General features: G+C 40.0%; 13 protein-coding genes and 1 pseudogene. 4 read left to right on the top strand and 10 right to left on the bottom strand.

Annotated features, from left to right (window positions below):
* Positions 1-6 precede the first annotated feature (6 nt).
* The gene (locus A7967_RS10125; RefSeq protein WP_064435667.1) at positions 7-3,120 is read left to right on the top strand and encodes an efflux RND transporter permease subunit; all 3,114 of its coding nucleotides are present in this window, start codon (positions 7-9) and stop codon (positions 3,118-3,120) included.
* Between the two features lie 98 nt (positions 3,121-3,218).
* Here the strand turns inward: A7967_RS10125 and A7967_RS10120 are convergent, their stop codons facing one another.
* Positions 3,219-4,106: a cation diffusion facilitator family transporter gene (locus A7967_RS10120; protein WP_008464143.1), complete on the bottom strand. Its 888-nt coding sequence runs from the start codon at positions 4,104-4,106 to the stop codon at positions 3,219-3,221.
* Complete coding sequence (locus A7967_RS10115) at positions 4,093-4,824, bottom strand: transglutaminase-like domain-containing protein (RefSeq protein ID WP_008464145.1); 732 nt, start codon at positions 4,822-4,824, stop codon at positions 4,093-4,095. The genes A7967_RS10120 and A7967_RS10115 overlap by 14 nt, the downstream gene beginning before the upstream one ends.
* A gap of 79 nt (positions 4,825-4,903) precedes the next feature.
* Here A7967_RS10115 and cadR point away from each other — a divergent pair, with 79 nt between their 5' ends.
* Positions 4,904-5,293 carry a Cd(II)/Pb(II)-responsive transcriptional regulator gene (cadR, locus tag A7967_RS10110; RefSeq protein WP_008109677.1) on the top strand — a complete coding sequence of 130 codons (390 nt, stop codon included), beginning with the start codon at positions 4,904-4,906 and terminating at the stop codon, positions 5,291-5,293.
* A gap of 526 nt (positions 5,294-5,819) precedes the next feature.
* On the opposite strand, the pseudogene A7967_RS23340 reads toward cadR, so the two are convergent.
* A pseudogene (locus A7967_RS23340) lies at positions 5,820-6,182 on the bottom strand (recombinase family protein).
* A gap of 433 nt (positions 6,183-6,615) precedes the next feature.
* Between A7967_RS23340 and A7967_RS10100 the strand changes: the two are divergent.
* Both A7967_RS10100 and A7967_RS10095 read left to right on the top strand, forming a co-directional pair.
* The gene (locus tag A7967_RS10100) at positions 6,616-7,137 is read left to right on the top strand and encodes a DUF305 domain-containing protein (RefSeq protein ID WP_008109672.1); all 522 of its coding nucleotides are present in this window, start codon (positions 6,616-6,618) and stop codon (positions 7,135-7,137) included.
* A 1-nt stretch (position 7,138) separates the two neighbouring features.
* Entirely contained in the window at positions 7,139-7,870 is a 732-nt protein-coding gene (locus A7967_RS10095; protein WP_008109669.1) for a MauE/DoxX family redox-associated membrane protein, read from the top strand.
* A gap of 216 nt (positions 7,871-8,086) precedes the next feature.
* On the opposite strand, the gene A7967_RS10090 is transcribed toward A7967_RS10095, so the two are convergent.
* Genes A7967_RS10090 through A7967_RS10060 form a run of 7 tightly spaced genes read right to left on the bottom strand, consistent with a single transcriptional unit; the run spans position 8,087 to position 12,887 of the window.
* Positions 8,087-8,437, bottom strand: coding sequence for a hypothetical protein (locus A7967_RS10090; protein ID WP_024602002.1), 351 nt, complete (start codon positions 8,435-8,437; stop codon positions 8,087-8,089).
* Between the two features lie 50 nt (positions 8,438-8,487).
* Positions 8,488-8,859, bottom strand: a complete 372-nt coding sequence (locus A7967_RS10085) for a hypothetical protein (protein WP_008467865.1) — start codon at positions 8,857-8,859, stop codon at positions 8,488-8,490.
* Between the two features lie 10 nt (positions 8,860-8,869).
* Positions 8,870-9,292: a hypothetical protein gene (locus A7967_RS10080; RefSeq protein WP_008467863.1), complete on the bottom strand. Its 423-nt coding sequence runs from the start codon at positions 9,290-9,292 to the stop codon at positions 8,870-8,872.
* Positions 9,276-9,941 carry a methyltransferase family protein gene (locus A7967_RS10075; protein WP_008467861.1) on the bottom strand — a complete coding sequence of 222 codons (666 nt, stop codon included), beginning with the start codon at positions 9,939-9,941 and terminating at the stop codon, positions 9,276-9,278. The genes A7967_RS10080 and A7967_RS10075 overlap by 17 nt, the downstream gene beginning before the upstream one ends.
* Positions 9,934-10,269, bottom strand: a complete 336-nt coding sequence (locus tag A7967_RS10070) for a DUF2933 domain-containing protein (protein WP_008467859.1) — start codon at positions 10,267-10,269, stop codon at positions 9,934-9,936. The genes A7967_RS10075 and A7967_RS10070 overlap by 8 nt, the downstream gene beginning before the upstream one ends.
* A 9-nt stretch (positions 10,270-10,278) precedes the next feature.
* The gene (locus tag A7967_RS10065; RefSeq protein WP_004589267.1) at positions 10,279-10,632 is read right to left on the bottom strand and encodes a cupredoxin domain-containing protein; all 354 of its coding nucleotides are present in this window, start codon (positions 10,630-10,632) and stop codon (positions 10,279-10,281) included.
* An 11-nt stretch (positions 10,633-10,643) separates the two neighbouring features.
* On the bottom strand, positions 10,644-12,887 hold the full coding sequence (locus A7967_RS10060) for a heavy metal translocating P-type ATPase (RefSeq protein ID WP_008109658.1): 2,244 nt from the start codon (positions 12,885-12,887) through the stop codon (positions 10,644-10,646).
* Positions 12,888-12,965: the final 78 nt, after the last annotated feature.

The following is a 12,965-nucleotide window of genomic DNA, read 5'->3' as shown; positions in this document are numbered from 1 at the left end:
CGCAATATGATTGAATCAATTTTGCGTCTTGCAATAAATAGGCGCTACTTAGTATTAAGCTTGCTGATGGTAATCATCGGCGTTGGTATGTGGAGTTATCAAAAACTTCCCATTGATGCTGTTCCAGATATAACAAACGTGCAGGTACAAATAAACACTTCTGCCCCCGGTTATTCACCTTTGGAAGCGGAACAAAGGGTGACCTTTCCTGTAGAAACAGCCTTAGCCGGATTGCCAAAGCTGTCTCACACCCGCTCCCTGTCAAGATATGGATTATCTCAAGTAACCGTTATCTTTGAAGAGGGAACCGATATTTATTTTGCTCGCAACTTAATCAATGCAAGATTAGCTGCGATAAAAGGCGTTATTCCCTCTGGCTTAGAGCCAGAAATGGGTCCTATTTCGACAGGGCTTGGCGAAATATTTATGTATACCGTACAAGCTTCTCCTGATGCTAAAATGCCTAATGGAGAGCCTTATACCGCTATTGCCTTAAGAGAAATACAAGACTGGATCATTAAACCGCAATTGGCTCAAGTTAAAGGCGTCATTGAGGTCAACAGTATCGGCGGCTACAACAAGCAATATCACATAACACCGAAACCTGAAAAATTACTTTTTTATCGTGTGAGCTTTGAAGAAATATCTGATGCATTACGTAAAAATAATGATAACCGTGGCGCGGGTTATATCGAGCAAAACGGACAGCAAGTTTTAGTACGCTCCATTGGGCAACTAGCGACAATAGATGAGATCCTCAATGTCATCATCAAAAAGAACGATGGTATTCCTGTAAAAATAAGTGATGTTGCCAATGTTGCTATAGGCAAAGAACTTAGAACAGGGGCTGCTACTCGTAATGGCATTGAGACAGTGCTTGGTACAACCATGATGCTGATTGGTGAGAATTCTCGCACCGTTGCTTTAGAAGTGGAACATAAGCTCAGCGAAATACAAAAATCTCTGCCAAAGGGCATTACCGCAGAGCCTGTTTACGACAGAACAACGTTAGTAGATAAAGCGATTGCAACCGTTACCAAAAACCTCGTTGAAGGTGCGCTTTTAGTTATTGTTGTGTTATTTATTCTACTTGGAAATTTACGTGCAGCTCTCATTACCGCTGCTGTTATCCCTATTTCCATGTTAATGACAATCACAGGTATGGTGCAAGCAGGAGTATCTGCCAATTTAATGAGTCTCGGCGCATTGGACTTTGGCTTGATAGTGGACGGGGCTGTCATCATCGTTGAAAACTCTGTCCGTAGGTTAGCACAGGCCCAACACAACGGTCATAGGCAAGACTTAAGAGAACGCCTAAATACCGTTTTTGAAGCCACTTCAGAAGTGATACGTCCAAGCTTGTTTGGTGTGGCAATTATCACTGTTGTTTACATCCCCATTTTCACGCTAACTGGCGTTGAAGGGAAAATGTTCCACCCTATGGCGGCAACTGTCGTTATGGCGTTAATTTCCGCAATGATCCTTTCAGTTACACTGGTTCCTGCTGCTGTAGCTGTTTTTATGAAAGGTAAAATCAGCGAAAAAGAAAGTGTTGTTATTCGTTCAACCAAGTCTATTTATGAACCATTGCTAAAAATGGCGTTGAAATTTCGTTGGGTTATCGTTTCATTTTCGACGCTCTTAATGGGGTATAGCCTTTGGTTAGCAACAACGCTGGGTAGTGAATTTGTTCCACAGCTAAATGAAGGGGATATAACAGTCCAAGCGCTAAGAATACCTTCTACCGGCCTAGAGCAATCAGTAGAAATGCAAGAAGTACTTGAGCAACGTATTAAAGCGTTTCCTGAAGTTGATAAAGTATTCTCGCGCATCGGCACACCAGAAGTAGCAACTGATCCAATGCCACCGAGTATTGCTGATATCTTTGTTATTTTAAAACCACGTAAAGATTGGGCCGAACCTTCAAAGCCAAAGAGTGAATTAGTTGAAGAAATGGAAGAGGTGCTAAAAAACATTCCGGGCAACAACTATGAATTCACTCAGCCTATTCAAATGCGTTTCAACGAATTGATTTCTGGTGTTAGAGCTGACGTGGGTATCAAAGTATTTGGGGATGATTTGGATCGGTTATTACTTACCGCAAAAGATATTCTAAATATTGTGAACACCGTGGACGGTGCTGCTGATGCCCGAATGGAACAGGTCACAGGTGTTCCATCTTTATCAGTAATTCCTAAACGAGAAGCGCTTGGTAGGTATGGTTTGAGCGTTACCGAACTGCAAGACTGGGTTGCTACTGCAATTGGCGGTGAATCTGCGGGGATCATTTATGAAGGTGACAGAAGATTTGAGTTAGTTGTTCGCCTACCAGAGCAAACAAGAACAGATATCGATGGCTTGAAGCACCTGCCGCTTCCACTTGAGGGTGGTAACTATGTGCCACTTGAAGAAGTTGCAGAGCTTAAATCAGAGTCTTTACCTGCTCAAATTAGCCGTGAGAACGGAAAAAGAAGAGTTGTGGTTACCGTCAATGTTCGTGGCAGAGATTTAGGCGGCTTTGTAAAAGAAGTGAAAGCTAAAATTAATCAGGAAGGAGAAATCCCAGCAGGATACTGGCTTGATTATGGTGGAACGTTTGAACAACTAGAGTCAGCGAGTAAAAGATTAAGCTTAGTTGTACCGATCACATTAGTTGTAATCTTAGGTATTTTGGTTATCGCATTTGGTTCATTAAAAGATGCATTAATCATTTTCAGTGGCGTGCCTTTAGCATTAACTGGGGGCGTATTTTCACTTTATTTAAGAGACATGCCCTTATCAATTTCGGCAGGTGTCGGCTTCATAGCATTGTCAGGTGTCGCCGTATTAAATGGCTTGGTTATGTTGGCTTTTATTCGAGATCTTTGGCATGAAAAAGGCGACCTTTACGTAGCGATCATTGAAGGTGCCATCATTCGTTTAAGACCTATTTTAATGACGGCACTGGTTGCTAGTTTAGGTTTTATTCCAATGGCGCTAAACACTGGAATTGGTGCAGAAGTACAACGACCACTAGCAACAGTCGTTATCGGCGGTATTGTATCTTCTACCATTTTAACTTTGTTTGTATTACCTGTTTTATATCAATGGGCGCATGGCTCTGAGAGTAACAAACAGTAATCTGACGAAATTTAAAGCCCAAAAAGCAGCTTAATTAATAGGTTATGCCTAATTAAGCTGCTTTTTATATTGTATGCCCAACATTTTATTGATAAAGCTTACTGCGCTTCATCCCGACAATTTTCATTTAAAAACTCAAACTCTATCGTTGTATGCGATAAATGATAGGAAGATAATTTAGCTGCAACTTCTTGTTTAAGCCTAATTAATTCTTTAACGTCAAAGTTGTCACTCAGCTCAAGGTGCGCTGTTAAAACGTGACTTTCACCATCTAGTGACCAAAAGTGCATGTGGTGGATACCATTAACTTCAGGAAATTCCATTAGTGATAGTTTAATACGCTTTTGAGTCTCTTTATCGGGTGCAGCTTGAAGAAATAAAACGAGTGTTGATTTCAGGTTTTTGAAAACATTAAACAAGATGAACAGCGTGAACCCTATTGATAAAAGGGGATCTAATATCGGCAGTTCAGCGAACAACAGTACGATAGAGACTATAAGAACGGCAACCCATCCAAGTACATCTTCAAGAAGGTGCCATGTCAGCACTTTCTCATTTAATGTTTCACCCGCTTTTAATTTTAATACCGCATATCCGTTAACGGCAACGCCGAGTATCGCTAGCCCTAACATCCCCTCGACTACAGGCATTTCAGGATTGGACAGCCTTGGAATTGCTTCAAATAAAATCCAAATTGAGCCAATGATTAAAACAATACTGTTTATCAATGCGCCAAAGAGAGTAAGTCTACGATAACCATAACTAAACTTATCTGATGCTTCTTTATCTGAAAAACGACTTAAAATCCACGCAAAACCTATTGAAAGACTATCACCAAGATCGTGAACTGCATCTGCCATTATCGCAGTACTGTTAGTGAGCCAACCACCTATAAATTCGATAATAGTAAATGTCACATTCAGAAAAAATGCCCAACCAATACGATCATCTTTAGAATGCTGATGACTGTGACTATGGTTGTGCATTTTGTACCTCCAGTGCTTTTGTATTTCTAATTTTTGATACATTCATATTAATCAAATGGCGAATCACACCTTGATACATCCAACGTTTTACTCCCGACAAATTAGTACCCTTTTCAAGATAAAACTCATCAGGGGAATCATAAAGCCCAAAGTCGTCATGAATACCTTCTTTTTGAATATAGGTATCTTGGCCGCACCAATTTGTGTTTGGTGAAGAGAAACACTTTGTTGCAACACCATAGACACAAAAGTCATCTTTTGCTTGGCTAAATTTCTGCTGTAGTGAGCTTAAGTATTGCTCATCCAATATAAAGCCCTCTAAGTTTATCCAGCGTCCATCGAAATAAACTTCTACCCAACTATGAATGATGTATTTAGGTGCTAACCAAAATACATAGCTAGGTATAGCCCCTTTTTGTAATTGCTGATCAATGGTAAAACCATGGAAACGACACTGGATACCTAGTCCACGCAATAGCGCCATTAACAGATTACCCTTAGTATTACATTGCCCATAACCATCTGCTAGTACATCGCTTGCTGCTATATCATCACTCTTGTTATAGCCAAACATTATTTCATCTTTCACAAATTGGTATGCTGCTCCAATTTTGTTGAAATCGTCTAAGCTTTGCCATCCTCGCTGATCGATCAGGGATTGGATATCTTTGTGTTCAAAATTAACGATATTCGTATTGTTTAAATATTTCTCGGTCATTTTTTATATATCCTTTTCGTTGCATACTTATACTACAGACTCTATAGTAACTATAGAATCAAATGTCTGGGGGAAATTGATGAAAATAGGCGAATTGTCTAAAAAATCGGGCTGTTCTATACAAACAATTAGATATTATGAAAGAGAAGGATTACTGTTAAATCCAAACCGTTCAGAAGGTAATTTCAGGCTGTATGATAGTAAAGCACTTAAACAATTGGAGTTCGTAAAACATTGTCGCAGCCTAGATATATCACTCAATGATATTAAACGTCTTATCGAATTAAAAAATAAGCCAGAAGAAAGCTGCTCTAGCGTTAATGCATTAATTGATCAGCAACTTGCACTAGTGAATAAACGCATGAAAGAATTAAGGGCGCTTAAAGCTGAATTACAACAGATGGCTAGTGCTTGTGGTTCGAACAATACTATTGAAGCATGCGGGATCATTAAGTCACTAGATAGTTAACTCTGTTAGAGGCATACGGGCAGAATATAGAACATTAATCGACTATTGCATGTCCTAAATGTGGACAGATAAAAACGGAAGAAATGCTGACAAATTCATGTCAGCGGTATCACAAGTATGAGTCACACAAGGTTTTGCCAAACTATTGAATGGTGACTGGTGTGTTTACTTCTCATATGGAACAGCAAAATTCCGCCAATTCTAGAACGACAAAATTAGTTGCAGCCGTTAATGCACTAGAGTGTTTAAATTGAAGTTTATTATTGACTCTTCAACGTCTGCTTTACACTCTGAATTTTCGTTAATAACTCAAAAGCTAACTTCCGCTTTTGGCTAAGTGAAGTCATAAGGTATTCATTGATGCTAATGTTCGCAATGTCGGAGGAGCTGCCGTTAGCAAATAGCATCAAATTATCGTAATATAACTGATTGAGTCTCAGATATTATGATTAAAAAATCATACTTTCATAAAAAGAGAGATTGGCGGCATCCCTTTAAAACCTTTCAGTCTAAAATGAGATCAATCTCAATCATTATGCACAGTCACAAATACTCCACATAGGTTGATCATGGCAGTGGCAAACGGATTATCATTTTTGGTATTGAGAGAGCCGTCGATAATATTCAAACAAGCACCTTTCTTATGGATGCTTTCAATTGCCTCAAGAATAGATTTTAACGACCGTCCCAAACGGTCGAGGCGAGTAACAATAACTTCATCACCTTCCCTGATAAAGTCGATGAGTTCCTAAAGCTTTTCTTCATTTCGAATCGAAGCACCAGACTGTTTGCCTTGGAATATTTTTTCACAGCCCTGAGCGTCCAACTTGGACAGTTGAACATTTAAATCTTGTTCTTTAGTTGAAACTCTTGCAAAACCAACTTTCATATATACGAAACCTGTAACTTTCGCACACCTTAACAATTAAATGAACGAAAGTATATTAAATAAATTTCGTACATGAACGTAATAAAAAATAGAAATTCGTACACTACGGATAGAAAATGAATGACAATTCTAACTATAAAGTGACTTAATTATTTCACACGCTTCACTTGTACACGAGCTTGCCATTTGTTGAAGCTCAGCTTGTAGTGCTTTGAGTTCTCCCATTAGATTGTTAACTAAAGCCAATTTAGCCTGTGTCTATCATAAGTTCAAAACTTAAACTTTAGATATAAGCTGAAATTGAGTCAATCGTATTACAAATACTCTTATTGATACTGGCTCATTACTTGCACTTTTTCGAGAACATGACCACATGTAGAGAATAATAGGCTAACAGTGGGAAATATTTACACTATCAATGTAAGGATTACTTATGAAATACTCAAGATTTGCTGCAATGATCATCACCTCAACCATTGCTATGTTTGTCATGATGTATCTCAACACTTACGCAGTATCACATATATGGTTTAGTGAAACGCGTATCTATATGGCGTTGTATATGGGAGCAGGTATGGCAATGATCATGCTGGCCTTTATGCTTGGCATGTACAGTAACAAGAAGCTCAACATGGCTATTTTTCTATTGGCGACAATACTGTTTGCCATATGTCTTTATCTTGTTCGCTCTCAAAGCACAATTTCTGACACTGCTTACATGAAAGCGATGATTCCTCATCACTCCATTGCTATTCTTACTAGTGAGCATTCAACTTTGGAGGATGTACGCGTGCGTGAATTGGCAAATGGTATTATTAAAGCCCAACGAAAAGAAATAAAAGAAATGGAATGGCTGATTAAAGATATTTCTGAAAATGGAAAGGTCAGCTCACAAGCTCAGGCTGAGCAACGACCGCTCCCAAAGTTTGAAGGCACACTGAACAAAGGAGACTAAGATGACTAAGACAGCTACCCTGTACAGAATGGTCACTGACGAACATATCTGCCCCTATGGTTTAAGGTCGAAAGATTTGCTGGAGAGGCAAGGGTATGATGTAGAAGATCATAAGCTCACGTCAAGACAACAAGCTGATGACTTCAAAGCTAAGCATGATGTCAAAACTACGCCACAAACCTTTATTGAAGGAAAGCGTGTCGGAGGATACGATGACTTAAGAGAGTATTTTGGTAAAGATGAAGCAGGTCAAACTGGCACAACCTACACGCCCGTTGTAGCCATTTTCTCGATAGCTGCACTTCTTGCTGTCGCATCTCAACATTTTGCTTCCGGCTCATTTATCTCCATCAGAACACTGATGCTATTTATAGCTTTTTCAATGACGCTCTTAGCGGTGCAAAAACTGAAAGACCTATACAGTTTCACAAATTCGTTTATTACTTATGATTTACTAGCGATGAGATGGATAAGATATGGTTATATTTATCCCTTCATTGAAGCATATGCAGGTATTGGTATGGTTGCCCAACTACAGCCTCTCGCAGTGGCACCATTTTCATTGTTTATCGGCACAGTTGGAGCAATTTCAGTTTTCAAAGCCGTTTACATCGACAAACGCCAGTTAAAGTGTGCCTGTGTAGGCGGCGATAGCAGTGTGCCACTTGGATTTGTATCGCTATCTGAAAACTTATTTATGATCGCGGGAGCATTGATTATGCTGCTGATGTAAAGGTATAGCTCTATTCGGCGGCCCCTTAACTGTTAAGATTAGACCTAGGATGCCAGCCCACACCTTTCTAATTCATATGTAACATTTTTTCTGTCGTACTGGCATCAAGATAACCAGAACTGAGCAAACAATCTCAAAGGTTGTACAAAATAACACTAAAGTTTTTTCATTAAGTTTTATTGTTATGCTCTTGTGGTGGCTTTCGCCACCACTTTATTAGTTTTCAAGTTCCACCATATCTTTCGCTGCAATGTCACCAGACACTAGCTTTACAGTTGCGAAATGATCATTCACAATTTTAGTAATTTGTACCGTTCCTACCTTTTCGATAGTGTAGGGATCTTCACCTTCACTCAATACTATTCTTTCATGGAATCTAATAACACTGTATTTTTGCCCAACCTCTGCGCCATGCTTAGCACCAATACAGATTAGAGTTCGATTATCAGAACTTTCTACTACCTGACCTCTCACCATGTATTTATGATAAAAAGTGGTATTGGAACAACCCACTAAATATAAACCGAATGTAAGCAATAAAAGAGCTTTTATATAGGGTGTTTTCATCACTGTTACCTCATTTGACTAACTAATTATCTATACACTTTTTTATGAATTCATTTGTTTTTCCGGCCAGCCCCCGAAGGTGCTTGATGACAACTCCAAGGCTTATGAACAGAGTTATCTTTGATGTTCTGATCAACAAATTTATAGTAACTTTCTTTAGTATGTGTCCACCAATCATCATGAACATCTGCGCCATACTTACGGATTACCTCCTCAATCCCATCAAGGCTTACGTTTGCGGCATCATAGGCAAGGTGTATTTCACCTTCTTTGATGTTGTAACTAACTTCATCTATACCAAAAAGCTGATCTATTTCTTTTACTAACTCGTCACAGCTTTCTTCTGTGACATTGCTAAGCTTTAGGTTTCGAACAACTAAATTTTGCTCTTTAACGCCAACTCTATGATTTAAATCGCTCATAATTTTTCTCCTAATGTTTGTGTGAATGCTGTTGATTGCTATCTTTCATTTCTTCCATTTTACGGTTCATCTGCGGCATCATGTTCCCCATCATTTCTAAATGATGTTCAGCCATCTTGATTTGTTGATGCATTGGCATTTCTTCCATGTTTTTGTGCATGGATTGCATCATCTTCATCATTGAACGGTGATGTTCAACCATCATCTGCTGTTGCTTTTCAGGATCTTTTTCAGTTTTAATGGCATGGACTTCCTTTTTCATTTCCATCATCTTTTTGTGCATTTCTCCCATGTTCTCATGTGGTATTGCCATGCCTTGATGCATATCAGCTTTGTTCGCACCTTCATGCTTATGCTCATTGTTTTGGGCAAATGAGCTAGTGGTTATAAGTAGTGAACTAATAAATAAAATTGATTTAGTTAACGTTTTCATGATTTTTACCTTCTACACTTTTATTAAAATTTGGGATCCAACTTGGTGTCGATTCCATATACCTGTGGTACTCCGAACCAAACTCAGCAATCGCTTGTGCTTCTTCGCGTTTCGCTAGCTTGACGTAAACAACGACTAAGATCGGAAACATCGCAAGTGTTGGGATTGTCGGCCACTGCAATAAAAAGCCGAACATGATTAGAATGAAAGCTACATACTGTGGGTGGCGACACCTTGCATACCATCCAGTTGTAGCCAATTGATGATGTTTTTGCGCGTGATGCAATACATTCCATGCTGAAGACAACATAAAGAAACCTGCAACAATTAACACCATACTCACTATATGAAATGGGTCCCAATGGGCATCACCTTGAAATCCAAAGAAAGTATGTAATAAATGCCCATTTTCATGCGCAAAGAAATTTACTTCTGGATAGGTCTCCGTCAGCCACCCCGACAGAAAATAGATAGTTAAAGGAAAGCCATACATTTCAGTAAATAGGGCAACAATAAAGGCAGAGAACGCGCTTAGACTTCTCCAATCAGTTGATGTTTTTGGTTTGACAAAACTAAAGGCAAAAAAGATAAAAATTGCTGAGTTCAGTATCACCATTGACCATAAGCCATAATCATATGTTTCATTCATCACTGCTCTCCTTTTTATGTGATTCCTTACGTGCCTTTTCTAACCCTTGTATGTAGCCATCGCGATAGGCTGCATTTTTATCCGTGAGTTCTTGAAAGCTCTCTTCCTTTTTTTCATCAGGCGCATGTGAATGATCGTGACCATGTTTACCATGACTGCCATGCATAAATACGTGCATCAAGGGGCATAGCAATAAAATCAAGTAGGGAAGAAATTGCAGCATATGTTGACCATGCTCAAGCACTAAGAAGTAGGTCACTGCGGCAATAAGTGCCAGTGCAGCCCAGCCTGTAGGTGTTGACCAAAAATTAGGGTGTTGATTTTTCATATTGCCCTCCTAAACGACTTTTAAGACACCGCGATACATTTGCATCTGACAGTGAAACTCATGCTCTCCCGGTGATAAGTTCAATAGGGTAATTTGAGTAATTTCATTTAATTTAAGCTGTTCGCTTATATCCAATGAAGGAATAAGCATTGTTTCAGCGCAGGGGGATTGATCTTTGCGCATAAACTTCAGAGTGACAGGTTGGCTAGCAGACACCTGAATTGAGGATGGGGAATACACACCATCCCTCACTTCAATGAGTACTTCATTACCTTGAACGATTGTTTTATTGGGTTTATATAGCCAAAACCACCAAACAATCAGCGCGATTAACATTAAGCCTAATAAGTTAATAACCATCATTGTGATTCTCCTTAATGCTCTTTTGCTTTAAAAAAGCGAAGTCGATTTGCATTTGACACTACAGTCAATGACGAAAACGCCATTGCAGCACCTGCAATTACAGGGCTAAGCAGAATGCCAAAGAAGGGATATAGAACCCCCGCAGCAAAAGGAATCCCGGCTACGTTATAGACAAACGCGCCAAACAAGTTTTGTTTGATATTTCGTAAAGTAGCTTTGCTTACCGCTATGGCATCAGCAAGGCCATGAAGTGAACCACGCATTAGGGTAATGTCAGCACTTTCGATAGCTACATCAGTCCCTGTGCCTATGGCGAAGCCAACATCGGCTAACGCTAGCGCAGGAGCATCGTTGATGCCATCTCCTGTCATACCAACAATTTCGCCGCCTTCTTGTAGCTCTTTCACCTTGTTGGCTTTATCTTCTGGCAGCACTTCAGCAAGAAACTCACTAATACCCACTTTTTTAGCTACGGCGGCAGCGGTTTCCTTGTTATCACCCGTTAACATGATGACGCGTATACCATTAGCCTGAAGCCGTTTGATAGCAGAGATTGAGTCTGACTTGATAGGATCTGCAACAGCAATGATTGCTGCAAGTTCACCATCTACAGCAAAGTACATAGGTGTTTTGGCTTCTTTGGCTAAAGACTGTGCTTGTTCAACAAAGCCTGTGAGGTCTATGCCTTTTAACTTCATTAGTTTATCGTTTCCGAAAAGCAGGGCTTTGTTGTTGCAGCTTGCTTCTACACCAAAACCCGTAATGGCGTTAAAGGCTTCAATTTTTAGTAACTCAATATCCTGATCTAACGCACTTTCAACAATCGCTTGCGCTAAAGGATGCTCTGAGCCGCTTTCTAAACTTGCTGCAAGCTGTAGTACGTCTTTTTCGTCAGTAGCTTTTGCTAAAATAATATCGGTTACCTTAGGTGCCCCTTCAGTAATAGTGCCCGTTTTATCTAAAATCATGGCAGTGATTTTAGAGGCGGTTTGCAGTGCCTCACCGTTGCGAATAAGCACTCCGGCTTCTGCTGCTTTTCCTACTCCCACCATGACAGACATGGGTGTTGCCAAACCTAAAGCACACGGGCAGGCAATAATAAGCACAGTAGTTGCTGAAACGATGGCAAAAGCAATGGCTGGCTCAGGTCCAAAGTTAAGCCATGCTAGCGCACTTAACACAGAGGTGATCATCACGACAGGTACGAAAAAAGCTGAAATAACATCGGCCAAACGGCCAATCGGCGGTTTTGAATTTTGTGCTCGTTTCACCATATTGATGATCTGTGCAAGCGCCGTGTCTTTACCAACGCGTGTGGCTCTAAATAAAATCATGCCTGATTTGTTCAAAGTACCTGCGACAACCTCATCTTCTTCAGCTTTTTCAGCAGGCATAGGTTCGCCTGTCAGCATGGACTCATCAATAGAGGTGTGTCCTTCCAATACCACGCCATCGACGGGAATTTTTTCACCCGGTTTTACCTTCACAATATCGTTAAATAAAACCTGCTCAATACCTATCTGAACTTCTTTGTTGTCACGAACCACGGTTGCTGTTTTGGCTTGCAAGCCGATAAGACGTTTAATGGCCTCAGAGGTTTTACCTCTGGCTTTGATTTCTAATGCTAAACCTAAATCAATTAAGCCAATGATCATGGCGGTAGCTTCAAAATAAACATGCCGTGCCATCAATGGAACAGCGTCAGGTGCAAACACGACAACCATCGAATACAACCAAGCCGTGCCTGTTCCTAAAGCAATTAGGGTGTCCATATTGGCTGAATGATTTTTGAAGCTCTTCCATGCTCCTACATAGAAATGCTTGCCTGAAAAATACATAACACCAAAAGTTAAAATGCCTACAACCAACCAAGAAATTCGTTCAAGGTTTGTTTCAACCGTCATTTCTCCAACTACAATGCTGTAGATCATCAAAGGAACGCCGAGTGAAAGGGCAATAAACGTATCGCGCATTAGCTTTTTGTAATATGCAAAATCCGCCGCCTCTTTCTCATCAAGCGCATCTGTTGCTGAGCTATCATCAATTGGCTTCGCGTTATACCCCACAGACTCAACAGCTTTGACCAATTCTTCTGTCTTAGCTGTCCCAGAAACTGTTACAGTCCTATCAGCAAAATTCATTTCCGCACTGACGACTCCAAGAGTTGCATTTAATGCCCCTTCAATTTTGCCTACACAGCTAGCACACCCAGCGCCTTCAATGATAAGCTGTTGGTTATGTGATACTTTCTCCAACGTATTCTCCTTACTTTTACACGAAGAGGATTGAGCTTTTGCCTGACAGCAACAGCCTGATTCAGTTTTTATATTTGT

Source organism: Pseudoalteromonas neustonica, from assembly GCF_001653135.1.
GTDB lineage: Bacteria > Pseudomonadota > Gammaproteobacteria > Enterobacterales > Alteromonadaceae > Pseudoalteromonas > Pseudoalteromonas neustonica.
Note: the sequence above shows the minus strand (reverse complement) of the source record. Positions and strands in the feature narration are given on the sequence as shown.